Annotated in this window: 19 protein-coding genes and 1 other annotated feature; of the genes, 8 read left to right on the plus strand and 11 right to left on the minus strand. The window is 42.5% G+C overall.

The annotated features are described in order from the left end of the window. The first annotated feature begins 66 nt into the window (after nt 1-66). Genes oppB through oppF form a run of 4 tightly spaced genes read left to right on the plus strand, consistent with a single transcriptional unit; the run spans nt 67 to nt 3916 of the window. Nucleotides 67-987, plus strand: coding sequence for an oligopeptide ABC transporter permease OppB (gene oppB, locus IQ209_RS00140; protein WP_193847855.1), 921 nt, complete (start codon nt 67-69; stop codon nt 985-987). Nucleotides 988-1001: 14 nt separating this feature from the next. Next, complete coding sequence (gene oppC, locus IQ209_RS00145) at nt 1002-1910, plus strand: oligopeptide ABC transporter permease OppC (RefSeq protein WP_193847857.1); 909 nt, start codon at nt 1002-1004, stop codon at nt 1908-1910. 9 nt (nt 1911-1919) lie between these two features. Next, entirely contained in the window at nt 1920-2918 is a 999-nt protein-coding gene (locus tag IQ209_RS00150) for an ABC transporter ATP-binding protein (RefSeq protein ID WP_193847858.1), read from the plus strand. Continuing rightward, on the plus strand, nt 2915-3916 hold the full coding sequence (gene oppF / locus IQ209_RS00155; protein ID WP_193847859.1) for a murein tripeptide/oligopeptide ABC transporter ATP binding protein OppF: 1002 nt from the start codon (nt 2915-2917) through the stop codon (nt 3914-3916). Before IQ209_RS00150 ends, oppF begins: the two co-directional genes overlap by 4 nt. Before the next feature lie 92 nt (nt 3917-4008). On the opposite strand, the gene IQ209_RS00160 is transcribed toward oppF, so the two are convergent. Further along, on the minus strand, nt 4009-4338 hold the full coding sequence (locus IQ209_RS00160) for an HI1450 family dsDNA-mimic protein (protein WP_193848478.1): 330 nt from the start codon (nt 4336-4338) through the stop codon (nt 4009-4011). A 150-nt stretch (nt 4339-4488) separates the two neighbouring features. After that, nucleotides 4489-5949 (minus strand): cardiolipin synthase, encoded by a 1461-nt coding sequence (gene cls / locus IQ209_RS00165; RefSeq protein WP_193847860.1) that lies wholly within the window; start codon nt 5947-5949, stop codon nt 4489-4491. A 372-nt stretch (nt 5950-6321) separates the two neighbouring features. On the opposite strand from cls, the gene IQ209_RS00170 reads away from it, so the two are divergent. After that, the gene (locus IQ209_RS00170) at nt 6322-6501 is read left to right on the plus strand and encodes a YciY family protein (protein ID WP_193847861.1); all 180 of its coding nucleotides are present in this window, start codon (nt 6322-6324) and stop codon (nt 6499-6501) included. 252 nt (nt 6502-6753) lie between these two features. Next, the gene (tonB, locus tag IQ209_RS00175) at nt 6754-7443 is read left to right on the plus strand and encodes a TonB system transport protein TonB (protein WP_193847862.1); all 690 of its coding nucleotides are present in this window, start codon (nt 6754-6756) and stop codon (nt 7441-7443) included. A gap of 67 nt (nt 7444-7510) precedes the next feature. Here tonB and yciA read toward each other — a convergent pair whose 3' ends face one another. After that, nucleotides 7511-7948: an acyl-CoA thioester hydrolase YciA gene (yciA, locus tag IQ209_RS00180; RefSeq protein WP_189759529.1), complete on the minus strand. Its 438-nt coding sequence runs from the start codon at nt 7946-7948 to the stop codon at nt 7511-7513. Nucleotides 7949-8025: 77 nt separating this feature from the next. Beyond that, entirely contained in the window at nt 8026-8562 is a 537-nt protein-coding gene (locus tag IQ209_RS00185) for a septation protein A (protein ID WP_193847863.1), read from the minus strand. A 229-nt stretch (nt 8563-8791) separates the two neighbouring features. Between IQ209_RS00185 and IQ209_RS00190 the strand changes: the two genes are divergently transcribed. After that, nucleotides 8792-10498 (plus strand): SulP family inorganic anion transporter, encoded by a 1707-nt coding sequence (locus tag IQ209_RS00190; RefSeq protein WP_193847864.1) that lies wholly within the window; start codon nt 8792-8794, stop codon nt 10496-10498. 76 nt (nt 10499-10574) lie between these two features. Here the strand turns inward: IQ209_RS00190 and IQ209_RS00195 are convergent, their stop codons facing one another. Then, nucleotides 10575-11330 carry a YciC family protein gene (locus tag IQ209_RS00195; protein ID WP_193847865.1) on the minus strand — a complete coding sequence of 252 codons (756 nt, stop codon included), beginning with the start codon at nt 11328-11330 and terminating at the stop codon, nt 10575-10577. A gap of 488 nt (nt 11331-11818) precedes the next feature. Between IQ209_RS00195 and ompW the strand changes: the two genes are divergently transcribed. Next, nucleotides 11819-12460, plus strand: coding sequence for an outer membrane protein OmpW (gene ompW, locus IQ209_RS00200; protein WP_193847867.1), 642 nt, complete (start codon nt 11819-11821; stop codon nt 12458-12460). Nucleotides 12461-12539: 79 nt separating this feature from the next. Here ompW and trpA read toward each other — a convergent pair whose 3' ends face one another. The 6 genes from trpA to IQ209_RS00230 all read right to left on the minus strand — a co-directional run bounded on the left by trpA (nt 12540) and on the right by IQ209_RS00230 (nt 19134). Beyond that, nucleotides 12540-13346 carry a tryptophan synthase subunit alpha gene (trpA, locus tag IQ209_RS00205; protein WP_193847869.1) on the minus strand — a complete coding sequence of 269 codons (807 nt, stop codon included), beginning with the start codon at nt 13344-13346 and terminating at the stop codon, nt 12540-12542. Then, complete coding sequence (trpB, locus tag IQ209_RS00210; RefSeq protein WP_193848479.1) at nt 13346-14539, minus strand: tryptophan synthase subunit beta; 1194 nt, start codon at nt 14537-14539, stop codon at nt 13346-13348. Before trpB ends, trpA begins: the two co-directional genes overlap by 1 nt. 27 nt (nt 14540-14566) lie before the next feature. Beyond that, nucleotides 14567-15931 (minus strand): bifunctional indole-3-glycerol-phosphate synthase TrpC/phosphoribosylanthranilate isomerase TrpF, encoded by a 1365-nt coding sequence (gene trpCF / locus IQ209_RS00215; protein ID WP_193847871.1) that lies wholly within the window; start codon nt 15929-15931, stop codon nt 14567-14569. After that, nucleotides 15928-16932, minus strand: a complete 1005-nt coding sequence (gene trpD, locus IQ209_RS00220) for an anthranilate phosphoribosyltransferase (RefSeq protein WP_193847873.1) — start codon at nt 16930-16932, stop codon at nt 15928-15930. Before trpD ends, trpCF begins: the two co-directional genes overlap by 4 nt. A 64-nt stretch (nt 16933-16996) precedes the next feature. Further along, the gene (locus IQ209_RS00225; protein WP_193847875.1) at nt 16997-17575 is read right to left on the minus strand and encodes a gamma-glutamyl-gamma-aminobutyrate hydrolase family protein; all 579 of its coding nucleotides are present in this window, start codon (nt 17573-17575) and stop codon (nt 16997-16999) included. Further along, nucleotides 17575-19134, minus strand: a complete 1560-nt coding sequence (locus IQ209_RS00230) for an anthranilate synthase component 1 (RefSeq protein ID WP_193847877.1) — start codon at nt 19132-19134, stop codon at nt 17575-17577. Before IQ209_RS00230 ends, IQ209_RS00225 begins: the two co-directional genes overlap by 1 nt. 27 nt (nt 19135-19161) lie before the next feature. Next, nucleotides 19162-19268, minus strand: a sequence feature (Trp leader region). Nucleotides 19269-19345: the final 77 nt, after the last annotated feature.

The following is a 19345-nucleotide window of genomic DNA, read 5'->3' on the forward strand; positions in this document are numbered from 1 at the left end:
ATCCAACGAGATCACCGGCTTGTTAAATAATTAAAAGCCACTGTTTGGCTAAAGTAGGAACGGGCAATGCTAAAATTTATTTTACGTCGCTGCTTAGAAGCGATCCCGACACTTTTTATACTTATTACTATTTCGTTTTTTATGATGCGGCTTGCGCCGGGTAGCCCATTTACAGGAGAAAGAAAGCTACCGCCAGAGGTTATGGCAAATATTGAAGCGAAATACCATTTAAATGATCCTATTTATAAGCAATATTTCAATTACCTAATCCAACTCTCTAAAGGAGATTTTGGCCCTTCATTCAAATATAAAGACTACAGTGTCAATGACCTGGTTGCGGAAGCTTTGCCGGTTTCTGCTAAATTGGGATTTGCCGCCTTTGTTATGGCGGTAATATTCGGTGTCAGTGCTGGAGTCATTGCGGCATTGAACCAGAATACGAAATGGGATTACACGGTAATGGGGTTTGCCATGACAGGCGTCGTAATCCCCAGTTTCGTGGTCGCTCCCTTATTAGTTTTGATATTCGCCATTACATTAAAATGGTTGCCGGGAGGAGGCTGGAATGGCGGGGCACCTAAATATATGCTTTTGCCAATGGTCGCACTTTCTCTCTCTTATATTGCCAGCATATCCCGTATTACCCGTGGTTCCATGATAGAAGTTTTGCATTCCAACTTTATTCGTACTGCACGGGCCAAGGGTTTGCCATTGCGGAAGATTATTTTCCGTCATGCGTTAAAACCTGCCTTATTACCCGTTATCTCTTACATGGGGCCTGCATTCGTAGGCATCATTACGGGTTCAATGGTTATTGAGACTATTTTCGGTTTACCTGGCCTGGGACAATTGTTTGTCAATGGCGCATTAAACCGTGATTACTCACTGGTACTGAGTTTGACGATCCTGGTGGGGAGCCTGACCATTATGTTTAATGCCATTGTTGATGTGCTATATGCCGTCATTGATCCGAAAATTCGTTATTAAAACTGGAGCACGCAATGTTACTGAATAAAAAAAATAGCGAAGCTCTGGAAAGTTTTTCTGAGCAATTGGAAATTGAGGGCCGCAGTTTGTGGCAGGATGCACGTCGCCGTTTTGTACATAACAAGGCGGCGATTACAAGTTTATGTATTCTATTCTTGATTATATTATTTGTGATCTTAGCTCCAATGTTGTCTCAATTTGCTTACGATGACACTGATTGGAATATGATGACGATGCCGCCGGATTTTGAATCCAAACACTATTTTGGCACCGATTCTTCAGGACGTGATCTGTTGGTGCGCGTTGCCATTGGCGGGCGTATTTCATTGATGGTCGGGATTGCCGCCGCTTTGATTGCCGTGTTATTTGGTACTTTATATGGTGCGATGTCAGGCTATCTTGGCGGCAAAATTGATATGGTCATGATGCGCTTGCTGGAAATCCTCAACTCTTTCCCATTCATGTTCTTCGTTATCCTTCTAGTGACTTTCTTTGGTCAAAACATCTTGTTGATTTTCGTTGCAATAGGCATGGTGTCATGGCTGGACATGGCGCGTATTGTCCGTGGTCAGACATTGAGCTTAAAACGCAAGGAATTCATCGAAGCCGCGTTGGTTTGTGGTGTTTCTACCCGTCATATCGTTTTGCGCCATATCGTGCCAAACGTATTAGGTGTTGTGGTGGTTTATGCCTCATTACTTGTACCTAGCATGATCCTGTTTGAATCCTTCTTAAGCTTCCTTGGCTTGGGAACTCAGGAGCCACTCAGTAGTTGGGGCGCTTTGTTAAGTGATGGTGCTAACTCAATGGAAGTGGCTCCGTGGTTGCTGTTATTTCCGGCGGGCTTTCTGGTAATGACCCTGTTTTGTTTTAACTTTATTGGTGACGGCCTGCGAGATGCCCTCGACCCGAAAGACCGTTAAGGAGAGCCTATGAATAGCGTAGAAACTTCGAAAAATGTTGAATCACTCTTATCGGTAAGAGATCTGGATGTCGTATTCAGAACACCAGATGGCAACGTGACTGCCGTAAATAAATTGAATTTTGACTTACAGGCCGGAGAAACACTGGGGATCGTGGGAGAATCTGGTTCTGGCAAGTCGCAGACGGCATTTGCATTAATGGGGTTATTGGCCAGCAATGGTTCTGTCAGTGGTTCTGCCCACTTTAATGGGCGAGAAATTCTCAACCTGAAAGAAAAAGAGCTGAACCGAATGCGGGCAGAAGAGATCTCGATGATATTTCAAGATCCCATGACTTCCCTTAACCCTTATATGCAGGTGGGTGATCAATTAATTGAAGTATTGATGCTGCACAAACGTATGAGTAAAAGCGCGGCTTTTGAAGAATCTATCCGTATGCTGGATGCCGTTAAGATGCCAGAAGCACGTAAGCGCATGAAAATGTATCCGCATGAATTCTCTGGTGGTATGCGTCAACGCGTCATGATTGCTATGGCGTTATTATGTCAGCCTAAGTTGTTGATTGCCGATGAACCGACAACGGCATTGGACGTAACCGTTCAGGCACAGATTATGACGTTGCTTAACGAGCTGAAAAAAGAGTTTAACACTGCCATCATCATGATTACCCATGACTTGGGAGTGGTTGCTGGCATTTGTGACAAAGTATTAGTTATGTATGCCGGCAGAACGATGGAATATGGCACGGCGCGTGACGTATTTTACCGGCCTACACATCCATATTCTATCGGGTTATTGAATGCTGTTCCTCGCCTGGATGGTGAAGAGGAATCATTGGAAACGATCCAAGGCAATCCCCCCAATTTATTGCGTTTGCCAAAGGGATGCCCATTCCAGCCGCGTTGTCAGTTTGCCACAGAGCATTGTGTTCGTGAGGAACCACAGCTGGAAAAATTTGGCCTTGGGCGCTTGCGTGCCTGTTTTAAACGCCAGGAGGAATTGGTATGAGCACAATAGCTGAAAAACGTGTCTTATTGGAAGTTGATGACCTCAAAGTTTATTTTGATATTAAAGATGGGAAACAGTGGTTCTGGCAGCCGGCAAAAACCTTAAAAGCGGTAGATGGCGTTACCTTAAGGCTATATGAAGGTGAGACTCTGGGCGTTGTAGGAGAATCGGGCTGTGGGAAATCAACACTTGCCAGAGCCGTCATTGGGTTAGTGAAAGCGTCTGGCGGTGCAGTCACCTGGCTTGGTCAAAATCTACTGGATATGAGTGACAAACAATGGCGGGATATTCGCAATGATATTCAGATGATTTTTCAAGACCCTTTGGCATCGCTGAATCCGCGTATGACCATTGGTGATATTATTGCAGAGCCATTGAAAACGTATTACCCCAAAATGAAAAATAGGGAAGTAAAAGAAAAAGTTCAAAAGATGATGATGCGGGTAGGATTGTTGCCTAACCTGATAAACCGTTACCCACATGAATTCTCTGGTGGACAGTGCCAGCGTATTGGCATTGCTCGCGCTTTGATTCTGGAACCTAAATTAGTGATCTGCGACGAACCTGTTTCAGCATTGGATGTTTCCATTCAGGCACAAGTCGTTAATTTGTTGCAGGAATTACAGCGGGAAATGGGACTGTCCCTGATATTTATTGCTCATGACTTATCGATAGTAAAACACATATCAGATCGCGTTTTGGTGATGTATTTGGGGAATGCTGTAGAATTAGGCACTTATGACGAGGTTTATCATAATCCGTTGCATCCATATACCAGAGCGCTTATGTCGGCGGTGCCGATCCCTGATCCAGACAAAGAGCGCAACAAGCATATTGAATTGTTGGAAGGAGAACTGCCTTCACCGATTGATCCCCCGTCTGGGTGTGTATTCCGTACTCGCTGTCCAATGGCTGATGCCGAATGTGCCAAGACTCGGCCGTTGCTTGAAGGAAGTTTTAAACATGCGGTGTCTTGCCTTAAGGTTGATCCACTTTAACCCGTTAGATTCTGTCACGAATTTAAATCCAATGCCCTCAAAATGAGGGCATATTTACCGATCAGGGAGGTACATTGAGGAGGGCTGTCTGATTATTTTTTCCATAAGATATGGCAAATGGTGTGAGATTTTTCCCGACAGATCAAGACACGGGCAAAGATATCATCAATTTCGGCATCGTCTGATTCAGCCAGGCCAATAATGACTTCTGAGAAAAAGTCTGGATCCAAATCAAAATCAACATGTTCAAGCCAGGTTCTTGAAGGTTCCACTAATTCAACACCCCCTCGTTCTTCAAATTGTAAATTAAACAATAGGCTGTCAGCTGGATCGAGGTGAGAAAGCGCTTGTTCCAAAAACATGTCGTAAGCTTTTTCAAGTGCTTCATCTTCAGTCATTCGGTTATTTAAGTCTAATTGCATAGAATATTTCGGTTGGTTTTCCATGGTGCAAGGTCCGGGATTAATCACAAGATGAAATTAAAACATGTTCTGTATTGAATGAATACTGTTATTCGTGGTGAACGTATTCATATTGAAAAATTGACAGGTTAATTTGTTTTCAGTCATGAATTATAAAAGCGGGCTGAAAAAGTAGCAGATACGTTCAAGAATACGATGCCACATAGGACGTTTTTCCCATTTATTGTTTGCAAGTAAGGTTGAACGCATAATATAGTCTTGTTGAACCAGTGTTAAATCATTGCCAAAGTGTTCATCATCAATGACCACTGTAATTTCAAAATTCAGCCATAAGCTGCGCATATCCAAATTGACAGAACCAACCATACTGAGCTGCCCATCGACTAAAACACTTTTAGTATGTAACAACCCATCTTCAAATTGATAAATTTTCACGCCGGCTTCCAATAATTCAGAAAAAAACGCGCGACTGGCCCAACGAACAAGAAATGAGTTATTTTGGCTTGGCACAATGATACTGACATCAACACCGCGCATAGCCGCAGTGCAAATCGCATGCATTAAATCATCGCTGGGAACAAAATATGGAGTAGTCAGAATAAGCTGTTTGCGGGCAGCAAAAATAGCAGTCATTAGGGATTGTTGGATTAATTCATCAGGGAATCCTGGCCCGGAAGCAATAACTTGAGCTATATGACCACTGGTTTGTTCGAAGGGCAAGGTGACACTGTCAGGAGGAGGAGGAAGATGCCGCTGTCCTGTTTCCATTTCCCAGTCAAAAGCGTAAATGATCCCCAGTGTTGTCGTAACAGGGCCTTCCATTCTCACCATGATATCGACCCATTGACCGACGCCTGCATCTTGTTTAAAAAAACGGGGGTCAACCATATTCATGCTGCCGGTGTATGAAATATGATTATCGATCAGAATAATTTTTCTATGCTGGCGTAAGTCCATACGCCGCAAGAACAAACGAAAGATATTAACTTTTAGCGACTCGACAAATTCAATACCTGCCTTTCGCATAATATCAGGATAAGGACTGCGGAAAAATTGCCAGCTTCCTGCCGAATCTACCATGATTCGACATTTAACACCGCGTTTGGCAGCGTGCATCAAAGCATCAGTGACCTGATCAACCAGCCCTCCAGATTGCCATATATAAAACACCATCTCGATATTGTATTTGGCGTTTTCAATATCATGAATAATTGCTTTTAGTGAGTTATCATAAGATGTCATTAATTGCATTTTGTTGCCACTGACACCTTTGATCTTTTGTCGACGCTCACACAGCTGGAACAACGGCGTAGCAACTTCACTGTTTCCATTGGCAAAAATTTGCGGGGAGTTTCTTAACTCGGCTAACCATTTGACTACAGATGAGCGCATTTGTCTGGCTTGCTCAACCCTGCGTTTGCCAAGATGTAATTCGCCGAATGACAAGTAAGCAACGATTCCGACTAAAGGAAAAATGTAAATAATGAGTAACCACGTCATTGCTGATGTCACTGGACGACGTTTCATCAAAACTCGAATAGTGATACCCGCAATAATCAGCCAGTAGAAAAAAATCGCCAGCCAGCTCAGTACAGAGTAGAAAGTTGTCATATGTGGCAATCAATCCTATTTATTTAAATATTTAATGCAGTCATTGCCACAAGTTTCTAGAAATTCGGGCAAACTATCAACTTAATATCATTAATTGAACAGAGTGCAATTTTAGCAAAAAGCGCTAATTATGATAAATGCCATGATTATTTAGCCACTTATAACGACGACTTGACTTGATAAACTGTATGCAATATATGCAAATTGATATAAATAAATCATGAATGGTTGATGATAGTTATTAATCTGATGATTTCGAACAATGTACTATTGTGCCAGAGCCATGGCGTAGATTGACAATGGGTTGACATTGCTAATAGTGACAATTAAGAATAATGTTATTCATTCAATGAGAGATCACCCGGAATATTTATGAAACATAGCAGAAGAGAAGTCGGGCGCTGGAGAATGCTCCGCCAAGGTATTTGTCGTCGCCGTCGCTGGCTGGAAGGGCAGTCACGTCGTAATTTACGAATATATACACTGCGTAAGGCAGATGCTTATAAGCGTCGAAGATCGATTCTATTCACCCAGAATATAGAGTGGATTTAATGTTAATATAGTGCAAATTGCTTAGGGTCAATGTGCAGCATTTTCTTAACAACTCGATATTTGTCCGTTAAGAAAAATATTTTCAGCTTCCACGAGTATACCCAATAATTATGCGATATAACTGGAATGCGCATGTGTATCCAATAAGATTTGGACTTGAGAAATGCAAATCAGGTATAGATGTTTTTGAATCTTTATTGAATATGATAGTCATTTGCATTTAAACTAATATCTATCTGAAAACTGACTATCATGCTGTTAAGTAAGAATTCTCTTATGCGTTGGATACATTGGCCGATACTACTTTCCATTTGTTTACACATCTCTATTGCTGCGGCACTTTTCCATGCCATTAAACCAGGGAAGCAGGCAGAAGTTGCACCTATGTCTGTTGCCATGATCCAGCTGGCTGCTGAAGAGGCACCTGTCTCCAAACCTGCCGTGTCTGAATCACTTCCTGAGCCTGAACCTGAACCTATTGCGGAAATTGCTCTGCCTAAGCCTAAACCTGAAAAGAAAAAAATTGTCAAAAAAGAAGTTAAGCCAAGAGAGAAAAAGACAGAAAAAGCTTCAGAACAACCACTGAAACCTATTTCTGATCAAGAAACTCAGATGGCGAAGAATTTGGATGATCAGAAATCGGAGCACCATACCATTAGTGAAAAAGCCGGGGTACAAAGCGGACCAAAGGCATTGAATAGGGTAGATCCCATTTACCCATCCAGAGCACTACAGTTGGGGACTGAGGGGACGGTAAAGGTAAAATTTGATATTGATGAAAATGGTCGAGTTAAGAATATTGAAATTATTTCTGCCAATCCGAAAAATGTCTTTGAACGTGAAGTGAAAAAAGCAATGAGAAAATGGCGTTATGAAAAAATTCCTGCTACTGGACATATAACGACTATCGAGTTTAAAACTACGGGTATTTCACAATCCTAACTTACCAAAACGTCTCTTTCCTGAATAGGGGATGTAAAGCATCCCCTAACTTCATCAGCAAAATGAATTATGACTCTGAATCACTGCTTTCCAATTTAAAGTGTCTTTTATCTTCAGGCAAAGGACGGGAAGTGTTATTTTCATCAACGGCAACATAGGTGAAAACCGCTTCTGTAGCACGATAACGCTGACCGACAGGCTCAGAAGCCACTTTTTTCACCCACACCTCAATGTTAATAGTGATAGATGAATTTCCCGTTTTTAGACAACGGGCGTAGCAGCATACGACGTCACCTACCGCAACCGGTTTCAGAAAACTGATACCATTTACGCTAACAGTGACTACGCGCCCCAGAGCAATCTCTTTTGCCAAAATTGCGCCGCCAATATCCATTTGAGACATCAGCCAGCCACCGAAAATATCCCCATTAGCATTAGTATCAGCAGGCATGGCCAGTGTACGGAGAACCAATTCTCCGTTTGGTAAGCATTGTTGTTGTGTCATTAGAAAACTTGCATTATTTGGTGAATACAACAATACCTGCCGCTGCATCGGCAGGTATCCATATGAAGGTCATTATATTATTTTTGTTCGCGAGGCAGATGACGGTAGATATATACCACACTCAATACAGTAAAAACTAGTGTCAATGCTGTTAACCCGAACACTTTAAAGTTTACCCAAACATCTTGAGGTAGCCAGAAAGCGACATAAATATTTGCTAATGCACAGGCAATAAAGAAGATTGCCCAAGCCATATTCAGTTTGTTCCAGATAAAATCAGGCAATTCTAACTCTTTGCCTAACATCCGTTGAATTAACGGCTTTTTCATCACCCATTGGCTGATAAATAGTACCAGAGCAAAAATGGCATAAATGACAGTCACTTTCCATTTAATAAATAAATCACTGTGGAAGGCCAGTGTCAGAGTGCCGAAAACAGTAACCATAACAAATGTAATTAAGGAAGATTTCTCAACTCTACGATAAATGAGGTAAGTAATGACAACAGCTAACCCTGTTGCTGCAATCAAGGCGCCAGATGCATAGAAAATGTCATACATTTTGTAGACGACGAAGAAAACGACTAGCGGCAAAAAGTCTAAAAGTTGTTTCATAAATTGAACCCATTGTGAAGTCAATGATGGCATGTTTTTGAATTTGTGCCAGAGTGTACCAGATCTCAATGAAATGGTTTATTTATCAGGTAAAAAACATTTTTCATCTGTTTGGCTAATGTTATCACAATAAGCGACAAGCTAAGTGTGGGAGAGGGGAAGCTTGTGAGTTTCCATTTAGCAACGCATTATAACTAGGTTCCATTTTCACAAAAGGACATATAAGGCCATGTTGATGGAAAGATTACATCGCTGGATGCCAGGCTTGGGAAATATCTGTCATTATCGTAGAGAATATTTCAGTCATGATATGCGAGCGGGCCTCTCTGTTGCCGCAGTAGCGCTGCCTGTTGCGATTGCTTATGCTGAATTAATGGGGATCAGCGCCATTATTGGTTTATATGCCTGTATTTTACCGATGTTTGCGTATGCACTGTTCGGTACTTCGCGGCAGCTGATTGTTGGGCCAGATGCTGCAACTTGTGCTGTTATTGCTGCTGCTGTTACACCGCTGGCATTGGGAAATGAGCATGTGCGTTGGCAGCTTGCCATAGTGATGACGTTAATGACGGGGTTTTGGTGTATTTTGGCCAGCCATTTTCGTCTGGGTGCCTTCGCTGATTTTATATCTCGTCCCATTTTGAAAGGCTTTATTAACGGTGTTGCGATTACCATTATGGCTGATCAGTTGGCTAAAGTTTTTGGGCTGTCTGGATTACCTGTGGAATTGATTGAACGATTGATCGCACTTCCCCGTAAATTATTAGAATCTCACTGGCCGACGGTAGGGATGTCAGTCATGACGCTGCTGGTACTGCTTAGTGTACATTTTCTCCGTTCGAGTTGGCCTGCTCCACTGGTGGCAATGATCGTATCGACTTATATCAGTTGGCAATTTGAACTCAGCCAATATGGTATCCAGATTGTGGGTAGTATGGGGAGTGGTTTGCCTATCGTTCCTATACCCGAATTTGAACTTGGTATCATACGTGATTTAGTGGTTCCTTCCATTAATTTAGCCGTGATCAGTTTCGTCAGTTTTATGATGACTGCTCGTAGTTTTGCCAGTAAAAATGGCTATCAAGTCGATGCAGATCTGGAACTTAGAGCATTGGGGATCGCCAATATCGCTTCGTCATTATCACAAGGTTTTGCTGTCAGTGCTGCGGGTAGCCGTACTGCGGTCAATGATGCGCTAGGCGGTAAAACGCAAATGGTGTCGGTGATAGCGGCTTGTGCTATTTTGCTAGTATTGCTATTTATGACAGAATTTTTGGTGTATATCCCTCTGTCATCTCTGGGTATTGTTTTGATCTTTTCCACTTGGTCTTTATTGAGTTTAAAAAATCTTTGGGCTTATCGAAAACGTAATCGTCAGGCTTTTACTCTGTCAATTTTTACGTTAATTGCTGTCTTGCTGGTGGGGGTGATCGATGGTATCGGTTTTGCCGTTTTGCTGGGATTATTACAATTTTTGCGAATAGTTTTTCGGCCTTCCGATCAGCTGCTGGGCGTGAATGACCAAGGTATGGTTCGTTCCATCCATAAGCATAATGATATCAAACCCGTAGATGGCATTATGATGTACCGCTTTAACTCGCCACTCACTTATTTTAACGTTGGTTATTTCAAAAAACGGGTATTACAGCATGTGAACCGTGCTGCAAATGGTCCTGTGTGGTTAGTAGTCGATGCGACGGTCAGTTTTACCTATGATGATGTCAGTGTTTTTGCCGTGTTGGATGAGTTAATTACAGAATTAAAAGAGAAAGGTGTGACATTGGTCTTGGCAGGGCGCAGGACAGAACTAAATCGTTGGATTAAACAGAACAAACTGAGTCGTAGCGATGACGATTTGATAGTCGTGCCGGATCTCTATTTTGCTATTCGTTTACTTCAAAGTAAGCAGCAAGTGGAGGACAAACAGGAAAAGTAACTGCGGTTCATCTCTTACCGGTTCACCTCGCTGCATTTGCATTACAGTGAGGTGAACTATTTTAAGTGTTTTTTTATTAAATACCGTTTATGGTTTTATTTTGTGGCTTGACTAACATATACAAACGGAATAGGTAAATCAGTAACAGGGATGATAAGAAATTATCCAGCACTGATAGCAACATATCGGGCATTTTTGTCAGCACAAGAGCCAGGATTAGCTTGGCGACAAGCCATAACAGTATAGCTGGGATCAACAACCGCATATTACCAAATGCCAACTTCCAACTATTTTGCATGGCTGCAAAAACATTTTTGCCTTTTTCAAACAAAAAAATAGGAGCTAATGAGAATGCAATAGAAAACAGTACTCCAGGCAGGACCATTAAAGCGTAGCCGATTTGGACCAACAGGGTACAAATCAACATTAGCAAAAACATCTTAGGCAGTTGCGTTATTGATAATGTAGTGGCATGAATGGCATTCGTTTGCTGACCGCTAGAGATAGCATTGATGAGTACCAGCATACTGGCCGTTAGTAGGGTATTACCAAATATGTGGGTAAATAAAACCCCTAGCATTGTGCGCATTAACGTGAACTGCTCATCTGGCGTTAATTGCATCACGAAACGTTGAATACCTGTATTGCCGGACTCCCTGACTATATTTTGCAACTCGGCTAATAAATTGAGCTGTTCATCATTCGGCATGAGTAAATGCCCCAGCAGTGTTGTCACCAACGCGGCCAAGACAGAGAGGATGACAATATTCAACAGTTGATTCTTTAAAAAGTTGATGCTGTCACGATACAGGGTATTTGCCGTGATGGGCATGAAAGTGGCTCCTATCAAATAAAACAACAATAGGACACAATTGTACCTTGTTAGGGGGATTATTGGATACCTAAGATTTACTCCAATACTTGATCCTGTATCTTGAGGCTGGTGGGGGGTAAGAATTCTTTTTTGCTAATCTTCCTCAGTGTAGATTTTATATAAATGATCAATTTATTAACCTTGTGTTAATAATTTGATAAGAAGTTGGAGTGTTAAATAAAGGGTTTTAATACATAATTTCTATTATTGTTTATTGTTATTCATTCAAAAATTGATATTAAGATATAAATCATGGATGGCATTAAAATTAATACGCAGAAAATTTTGATTTAGATCAATTTAAAATATCCAGTAAATGAAATAATAAAGCGGTAAATACCTTACTTCGCCCAAAATATTTAAAAAATGTGATCTATCTTAGATCACAATAGTAAACAAATGGGTATATTTCTGACTGTTTTAAAACCACATAAATGGGATGGATAATGAAAAAGATTTCTGCGCTTGTATTGGCTGCTGCTACGTTAGCCCCGTCATTGACGTTTGCCCATGAAGCAGGTGATTTCCTGTTCCGTACAGGTACAGCAACGGTAAGGCCGCATGCGGGTTCTGATAATGTATTAGGATTGGGATCTTTTGGTGTCAATAATAATACCCAGTTGGGTTTAACTTTTGGTTACATGATTACTGATAATATTGGTGTTGAATTATTGGCAGCGACACCATTCCAGCATAGGGTCAGTTTGCCGGGAGCGGGTGAAATCGCTGAAGTTAAACATTTACCACCAACGCTAATGGCACAATATTATTTTGGCTCATCAGAAAATGAATTTCGTCCTTATGTCGGGATTGGTATTAACTACACGACTTTCTTTAGCGAAAAATTTAGTAATAATGCAACCGTGAAGGCCGTTAATTTAAATAGCCTGGATCTGAAAGATTCTTGGGGTATCGCTGGGCAGGTTGGCCTAGATTATCAACTGAATAAAAACTGGATGTTAAATACCTCACTTTGGTGGATGAATATTGAAACTGATGTGAAATTCAAAGTCGGTGATGCAGATCAAAAATATAAAACCCGCCTTGATCCGTGGGTCTTTATGTTCGGTGTTGGTTATAGTTTCTAACTAAAGCTACGTGTGTGTTTGAACTTTGACATAAGAGAGAACCAATGGGGCGTTGTTGCCCCATTTTTTGATCGCGTGCTTATAATTGTGTGGCGTTTTTCATGGCATGAACAAAATCCGTTAACTTTTCCAGCATGGTGTTGGGTTGATGTAAGTTATCTTCAATAATTTTGACAACAGCTGAACCTGAAATTGCACCCGCAGCACCGCCATTGAGAGCGTTCATAACCTGTTTTGGTTCTGAAATGCCAAAACCTTGTATAGCAGGGGCAGCGTGATATTCTTTGAGCTTATCAACAATATGGCTAAATGGCTGTTGAGCGCGATTTTCACTACCTGTTACTCCTGCTCTTGATAGCAGATAGGTATATCCCCGTCCAAATGAAGCAACTTCACGCAGTAAATCATCATTTGCATTAGGGGGACAAATAAAGATCGGAGCAATATCATGTCTTATGGCAGCTGAACGGAAAGGCGATGACTCGGATAACGGCACATCAGCCACAAGTACGGAATCAACACCGGCATCTTTGCAACGACGATAAAAGTCATCAATGCCATTGTGAAAGACCAGATTGGCGTAAATTAACAGGCCAATGGGTATATCAGGGTGTTTGGTGCGAATTTTAGCCAGCAGGTCAAAACATAATGTGGGAGTGACCTTGGATGATAATGCACGCAGATTGGCATTTTGGATAGTTGGGCCGTCAGCCAGGGGATCTGAGAACGGAATACCCAATTCAAGCGCATCAGCACCACCTGAAATCAAGGTATCAATAATTTCCAATGATAATGCGGGATTAGGATCGCCTAGGGTGACAAAAGGAACAAAAGCGCCTTGGTTTTTGTTTTGCAGCTTCTTAAAAAGTTGTTCGTAACGTCCCATCAGATTTCCCCCCTGGATTTTAAAATATCGTGAACGGTAAAGATGTCTTTGTCACCACGGCCAGATAAATTGACAATCAATAGTTGTTCCTTATCTGGAGACTCATGGATCATTTTCAAGGCGTAAGCCAACGCATGAGAGGATTCCAGTGCCGGAATAATACCTTCATTGTGTGAGAGTTTCTGGAAGGCTTCCAGCGCTTCATCATCAGTAATTGAAACATAATCGGCTCTACCGATACTGTTTAAATAGGCATGTTGTGGACCAACGGAAGGAAAATCTAAACCTGCCGAAATGGAATAAGATTCTTCAATTTGTCCATCTTCTGTCTGCATAATGGGCGCTTTCATACCAAAGTAAATTCCCAACCTTCCGTGTTTCAATGGGGCGCCATGCTCGCCAGTTTCAATACCATGCCCCGCAGGTTCAACACCAATCAAGCGGACATCATTTTCTGGAATAAATTCAGCAAACAAACCAATGGCATTTGAACCACCACCAATGCAGGCAATGACGGCATCGGGCAGACGACCTTCTTTTTCCAGAATTTGAGCTTTGGCTTCTTCACCAATCATACGTTGAAATTCTCGTACCATTGTCGGATAGGGGTGAGGGCCAGCGGCAGTGCCCAAGAGATAATGCGCTTTCTCATAGCAACCCGACCAGTCACGCATTGCTTCGTTACAGGCATCTTTCAACGTTGCCGAGCCGCTGTGGACAGGGATCACTTCCGCACCCATCAAACGCATGCGAAAAACATTGGGTGATTGGCGTTCAATATCTTTTGCTCCCATATAAATACGGCATTTCAGTCCCAATAGTGCACAAGCTAGCGCGGTGGCGACGCCATGTTGACCTGCGCCTGTTTCGGCAATAATTTCATGCTTTCCCATGCGTTTTGCCAACAATGCTTGCCCTAAGACCTGATTGGTTTTGTGAGCACCGCCGTGAAGCAAATCTTCACGTTTTAGATATAAACGTGTTTTTGTCCCTTTCGTCAGGTTTTGACACAGTGTTAAGGCAGTAGGTCTGCCTGCATAGTTTTTCAAGAGATCCTGAAAAGTATGCTGAAATTCAGGATCTTTCTGTGCATCAATAAAAGCTTCTTCTAATTGGTTAAGCGCAGGGATTAAAATTTGTGGCACAAATTGCCCGCCAAAGTCGCCAAAATAAGGATTCAATTTACTCATTATTCTACTCATCCATTTTTATCTGAAAAATTAGTGATAACAGCGCAATTGTTGAAACACCTGCTTGATTTTCTGGCTGCTTTTGATGCCTGGAGACACTTCAACTCCTGAGTTAAAATCCAGTCCATAACAGCCAAATGTTGCTGCCAGTTGGCAGTTTTCAGCATTCAGGCCACCCGCCAGAAAACTGTTATGCTGAATTAATGGATTAATTAATTGCCAGTCAAATGATTTTCCCGTTCCGCCGGCTCCGTTATCCAACAGTAAGTGATCAACGTGAGGTATTACGGAAACGTCCCCAGCCTTAGACATATTGATGGCTTTCCAAATTTCACAATATTCAGGTAGTACCGAGCGCAGGGCGTTGATGTAGTTTTCGTCTTCACTTCCGTGTAGTTGAACTGCGGTGAGTGAAAGCCTACAGGCAATATTATTGACAAAATCAATGGGTTGATTTTGAAACACACCAACATATAGCAGAGAGGCTTCATTGATGATTTGTTGAGCTTTTTGCAGGCTGATTTTACGCGGTGATTTTTCGGCAAAAATTAAACCACCGTAAACGGCACCCATTTGCAACGCAGCTTTGGCATCCTGTGGGCGAGTCAAACCACAAACTTTGTTGTCACCCAAAATTAGGCGTCGTAAGGCGAGATCTAAATTTTGTTGTGCCATTAAAGAACTACCAATAAGAAAACCATTGGCAAATTGGCTCAATTCTCGCACCTGACGATGTTGGTGGATACCGGATTCACTGATGACGATAGTGCCTTCAGGTAAACCAACCGACAATTTACGGGTACGCCCTAAATCAATGGACAAATCACGGAGATCCCGGTTATTGATACCAATAACCTTTGCGCCCAATTTAATTGCCCGTTGTCGTTCATCTTCATTACTGACTTCGGTCAATACACCCATATCAAGACTGTGTGCCAATGCTGACAATTTACGATACGTATCGTCATCAAGAACAGAAAGCATCAGTAAAATAGCATCAGCCTGATAATAACGGGCAAGATAAACCTGATAGGCATCAATAATAAAATCTTTGCACAAAACAGGTTGATGGACAGCAGAACTGACCATGGCGAGAAAATCATAACTGCCCTGAAAGTATTTTTCATCGGTCAAGACAGAGATTGCAGCGGCATAAGGTTGATAAGTTTTAGCAATATAGACGGGATCGAAATCTTCACGAATCAATCCCTTTGAAGGGGATGCCTTTTTGCATTCCAAAATAAAAACGGTTTGCTTATGGGTCAACGCCTGATAAAACCGACGATGACTTGGAACGATAACATCAATAAAGCTCTCCAGCGGTTGCTCTGCCTTACGAGTAATCAGATATGCCGCTTTATCTTCAACAATTTTCTGTAATACGCTGGTTTTCATGATCTACTCCTTGCTGCCAATGCTGTTACTTTTTCATAAGCTTGACCGCTGTAAATAGTATCGAGTGCCAATTGAGTATTTTCCCGTAGATTTTCTTGCCCGTGGATCTTCATTAACAGAGCCACATTGGCTGCTACGGCATGAGCATGGGCTTGGTTTCCGTGACCTTGTAACAACATAGCCAACATGTTGCGGTTTTCTTCTGGTGATCCACCTTGCAGTGACGATATTGGATGGCTTGGCAAACCAAAATCGGTTGCTGTTAATTGATATTGGCGAATTTCACCGTGATTAAGTTCTGCAACATAGGTTGGTGCATGTAAGGCAACTTCATCCATTCCTCCGCTGTGTACAACGGCGGCGCGTTGATAACTTAAAGCGTGTAAGGTATGGGCTATGGGTTCAACTAATTCAGGGTGATAGACTCCGATGAGAGATACAGGAGGACGCGCCGGATTGATCAACGGGCCAAGCACATTAAATAATGTTCGAGTTTTTAGTTGCTGGCGAACTTGCACCGCATGACGGAATCCACTGTGATATTGAGGTGCGAACAGGAAACAGACACCAATTTCATCCAGGGCTCTGCGTGATTCTTGAGCTTGAGCATCCAATGCAATACCGAATGCAGCTAATAAATCAGATGATCCAGATCGACTGGAAATACTGCGATTTCCATGTTTTGCCACCTTAAGGCCACAGGCAGCAGCAATAAAGGCACTGGCTGTTGAAATATTGATGCTATTGGAACCGTCTCCACCTGTGCCGACGATATCACAAAACGTGTAATCAGGGCGAGGAAAGGGGGCGGCGTTTGCCAGGAACGCCTGGGCTGCGCCCGCAATTTCTTGTGGCTGCTCGCCACGCAGCTTCAGGCTAATTAATACAGCAGCCAGTTGTATATCGCTCAGCTCACCATGAATAATGGCAGTGAATAGCTGCTGGCTTTCTTGTTGTGTCAGTGTTTGCGCACTGAATAATTTGTCAAAAATCAACTGCATCTTCCCATTCCTTTAAGTTTAGCGCCTTTAATTCGATACCCTTAAACTCACTACCTTTAAATTGTTAGCTCAATGCCCAGGTTAGAGTTTGTTCAAGCAATTTAGCACCCCGCGTAGTCAAAATAGATTCGGGATGAAACTGAAAACCACAAACTTTGTGCTTATCATGGCGCACAGCCATCACGATATCACCGCATGAAGCAGAGACAGTCAGTTCTGCCGGAACGTGCACAGCGGCAAGAGAATGGTAACGGGCGACAGACAAAGGATTTGGGAGGCCGGAAAACATATTTTTCCCATCATGGATAGCAGGTGTTGCTTTGCCATGCAGAATTTCCTGAGCAGCAGAGATTTGTCCTCCGTAAGCTTCAATAATCGCCTGATGTCCAAGACAAATTCCGATGATTGGGAGCTGGCCTATCACTTGCTTGATCAATTCAGGCATACAGCCTGCCTCTGAGGGTTTTCCCGGACCGGGAGATAACATTAAAAGAGGAGATTCCATCTCATTAAGTTTGGCAATAATGATGTCTGCTGACACGGTATTACGGTAAATAACGACATGGTGACCATGAGTACGCAGTTGATCCACAAGGTTATATGTGAAGGAATCTACATTATCGAGTAAAAGAATATGAGCCATCAGAATGTCACCTCCACATGATGCGCTTGTGCAATTGCGCGAATAACGGCTCTGGCTTTACTGTGAGTTTCATCCACTTCTGACTGAGGAATGGAGTCCAGCACCACACCGACTCCAACTTGAATGGTGGCTTGATCGTTTTCCACATAGGCAGAACGGATCACTATGCAGGTATCAAAATCCCCTTTGCCAGTAAAGTAACCGACGGCTCCGCCATAACTGCCACGCCGTTCACCTTCATATTCTGCGATGAGTTGCATCGCCCGAACTTTAGGGGCTCCCGTCAATGTGCCCATATTCATGCTGGCTTGATAAGCGTGGAAGACATCTAAATCATGCCGGAGTGTGCCGACAACACGGGAAACCAGATGCATAACAAATGAATAACGATCGACTTTGGTTAAATCGGCGACATATCGACTGCCTGGTTCGCAGATACGGGCTAAATCGTTGCGGGCTAAGTCAACTAACATCACATGCTCAGACATTTCTTTAGCATCTGTGCGCATTTCCAGCTCAATTCGGCTATCAAGATCAGCATCCAGTTCCCCGTTGTTATCACGTCCGCGTGGTCGGGTACCGGCTATCGGATAAATTTCGATCTGGCGGTTGTTGGCATCATATTTAAGTGCACTTTCTGGGGAAGCCCCAAACAGGCAAAAATCCTGATCTTGCATAAAAAACATATAAGGGCTTGGGTTTTGTTTTTTCAATACATGATAAGCGCTTAGCGGAGAAGGGCATGGCAAGGTGAAACGACGCGATGGAACTACCTGAAAAATATCCCCTTGACGGATAAATTGCTGTAGCTGGCGCACGATATTTGCGTATTGTTCATCACTTTGATTGCAGCCAATAGTAATATCGGGCAGTGTGACAGGTAAGAGAGACTGAAGTGGGGCTGAAATGGCTGCAACTAAGGTTGCTAAACGCGCTTTAAGGCGTTTTCTTTCAGAATCGGATTCGCCAAACAATGAAGCTTGCAGACGTGAGTGTTTATCTTGATGATCGATCACTAATAGTGTTTCTGCGAGATAAAAACAGAAATCAGGGCAGCGTTGGTAATCTTCTACTGTAGGTAATGGTTCAAATCCGGCGACTAAATCATAAGCAAACAAACCACCAACAAAAATGGCATCGGGAGATTCTGAGAAGGAGGCTAATGCTGCCAGGGCACGCAATGCGTCAAAAACTGAATCGGATTTTAGCCGGCTATCTTCGTCCAGATTGTGCTCAATAGCAGGAAACTGTGCTCGCATAACCTTCGGCTCTACGTCTAATTGGGCTTTGCCTGAAAGTAAATTAGCGAGTATCGGGATCAGGTTTTGGCCATTTTCAGTGAGTGCTTCAAAAGTAACTTGACGCCCATTGGCTGTAATGCGCATAGCGCTATCAATGATCAGGATGCTTTTGAGATTCTTTTTACTGTGAATTTCAGCAGAATCCAGCAATAACGTTGCTGGGCGATTACTACAAAGTTGATGAAAAAGCAGTGTTGGATCTGTCTGGTAGAGAGTATCTACCTGATTTATAGAGATATTAAATTCTTTGCCAGTCATTGTCATACCCCGTTTCTAATCTTTATTTATAAAAAACCCGCCTCTTAGGGCGGGTTTTGGCACTTGCGTATCTATCTCTTAACTTATGTGCGTGAGCCAACCGCCCTGACTGGGAAGTTGTGCCACCAACGCTTTGGCTGCTTAGTTTGCATAAATACGCTCATTTTGAGTGCCTCATCGGTTCAATGGATTTTTGATAAAGGTTTTTTTA

This window comes from Xenorhabdus sp. BG5 (assembly GCF_015163665.1).
Taxonomy (GTDB): Bacteria; Pseudomonadota; Gammaproteobacteria; order Enterobacterales; family Enterobacteriaceae; genus Xenorhabdus.

What these genes read in the sequence shown, in the direction of transcription:
- IQ209_RS00190 (WP_193847864.1), top strand. Translation starts at nt 8,792, where the DNA reads ATGTTGATGGAAAGATTACATCGCTGGATGCCAGGCTTGGGAAATATC.
- IQ209_RS00230 (WP_193847877.1), bottom strand. Translation starts at nt 19,134, where the DNA reads ATGACTGGCAAAGAATTTAATATCTCTATAAATCAGGTAGATACTCTC.
- IQ209_RS00150 (WP_193847858.1), top strand. Translation starts at nt 1,920, where the DNA reads ATGAATAGCGTAGAAACTTCGAAAAATGTTGAATCACTCTTATCGGTA.
- tonB (WP_193847862.1), top strand. Translation starts at nt 6,754, where the DNA reads ATGCTGTTAAGTAAGAATTCTCTTATGCGTTGGATACATTGGCCGATA.
- oppC (WP_193847857.1), top strand. Translation starts at nt 1,002, where the DNA reads ATGTTACTGAATAAAAAAAATAGCGAAGCTCTGGAAAGTTTTTCTGAG.
- IQ209_RS00225 (WP_193847875.1), bottom strand. Translation starts at nt 17,575, where the DNA reads ATGGCTCATATTCTTTTACTCGATAATGTAGATTCCTTCACATATAAC.
- IQ209_RS00170 (WP_193847861.1), top strand. Translation starts at nt 6,322, where the DNA reads ATGAAACATAGCAGAAGAGAAGTCGGGCGCTGGAGAATGCTCCGCCAA.
- trpCF (WP_193847871.1), bottom strand. Translation starts at nt 15,931, where the DNA reads ATGAAAACCAGCGTATTACAGAAAATTGTTGAAGATAAAGCGGCATAT.
- trpD (WP_193847873.1), bottom strand. Translation starts at nt 16,932, where the DNA reads ATGCAGTTGATTTTTGACAAATTATTCAGTGCGCAAACACTGACACAA.
- ompW (WP_193847867.1), top strand. Translation starts at nt 11,819, where the DNA reads ATGAAAAAGATTTCTGCGCTTGTATTGGCTGCTGCTACGTTAGCCCCG.
- cls (WP_193847860.1), bottom strand. Translation starts at nt 5,949, where the DNA reads ATGACAACTTTCTACTCTGTACTGAGCTGGCTGGCGATTTTTTTCTAC.
- IQ209_RS00195 (WP_193847865.1), bottom strand. Translation starts at nt 11,330, where the DNA reads ATGCCCATCACGGCAAATACCCTGTATCGTGACAGCATCAACTTTTTA.
- IQ209_RS00185 (WP_193847863.1), bottom strand. Translation starts at nt 8,562, where the DNA reads ATGAAACAACTTTTAGACTTTTTGCCGCTAGTCGTTTTCTTCGTCGTC.
- oppF (WP_193847859.1), top strand. Translation starts at nt 2,915, where the DNA reads ATGAGCACAATAGCTGAAAAACGTGTCTTATTGGAAGTTGATGACCTC.
- yciA (WP_189759529.1), bottom strand. Translation starts at nt 7,948, where the DNA reads ATGACACAACAACAATGCTTACCAAACGGAGAATTGGTTCTCCGTACA.
- IQ209_RS00160 (WP_193848478.1), bottom strand. Translation starts at nt 4,338, where the DNA reads ATGCAATTAGACTTAAATAACCGAATGACTGAAGATGAAGCACTTGAA.
- oppB (WP_193847855.1), top strand. Translation starts at nt 67, where the DNA reads ATGCTAAAATTTATTTTACGTCGCTGCTTAGAAGCGATCCCGACACTT.
- trpA (WP_193847869.1), bottom strand. Translation starts at nt 13,346, where the DNA reads ATGGGACGTTACGAACAACTTTTTAAGAAGCTGCAAAACAAAAACCAA.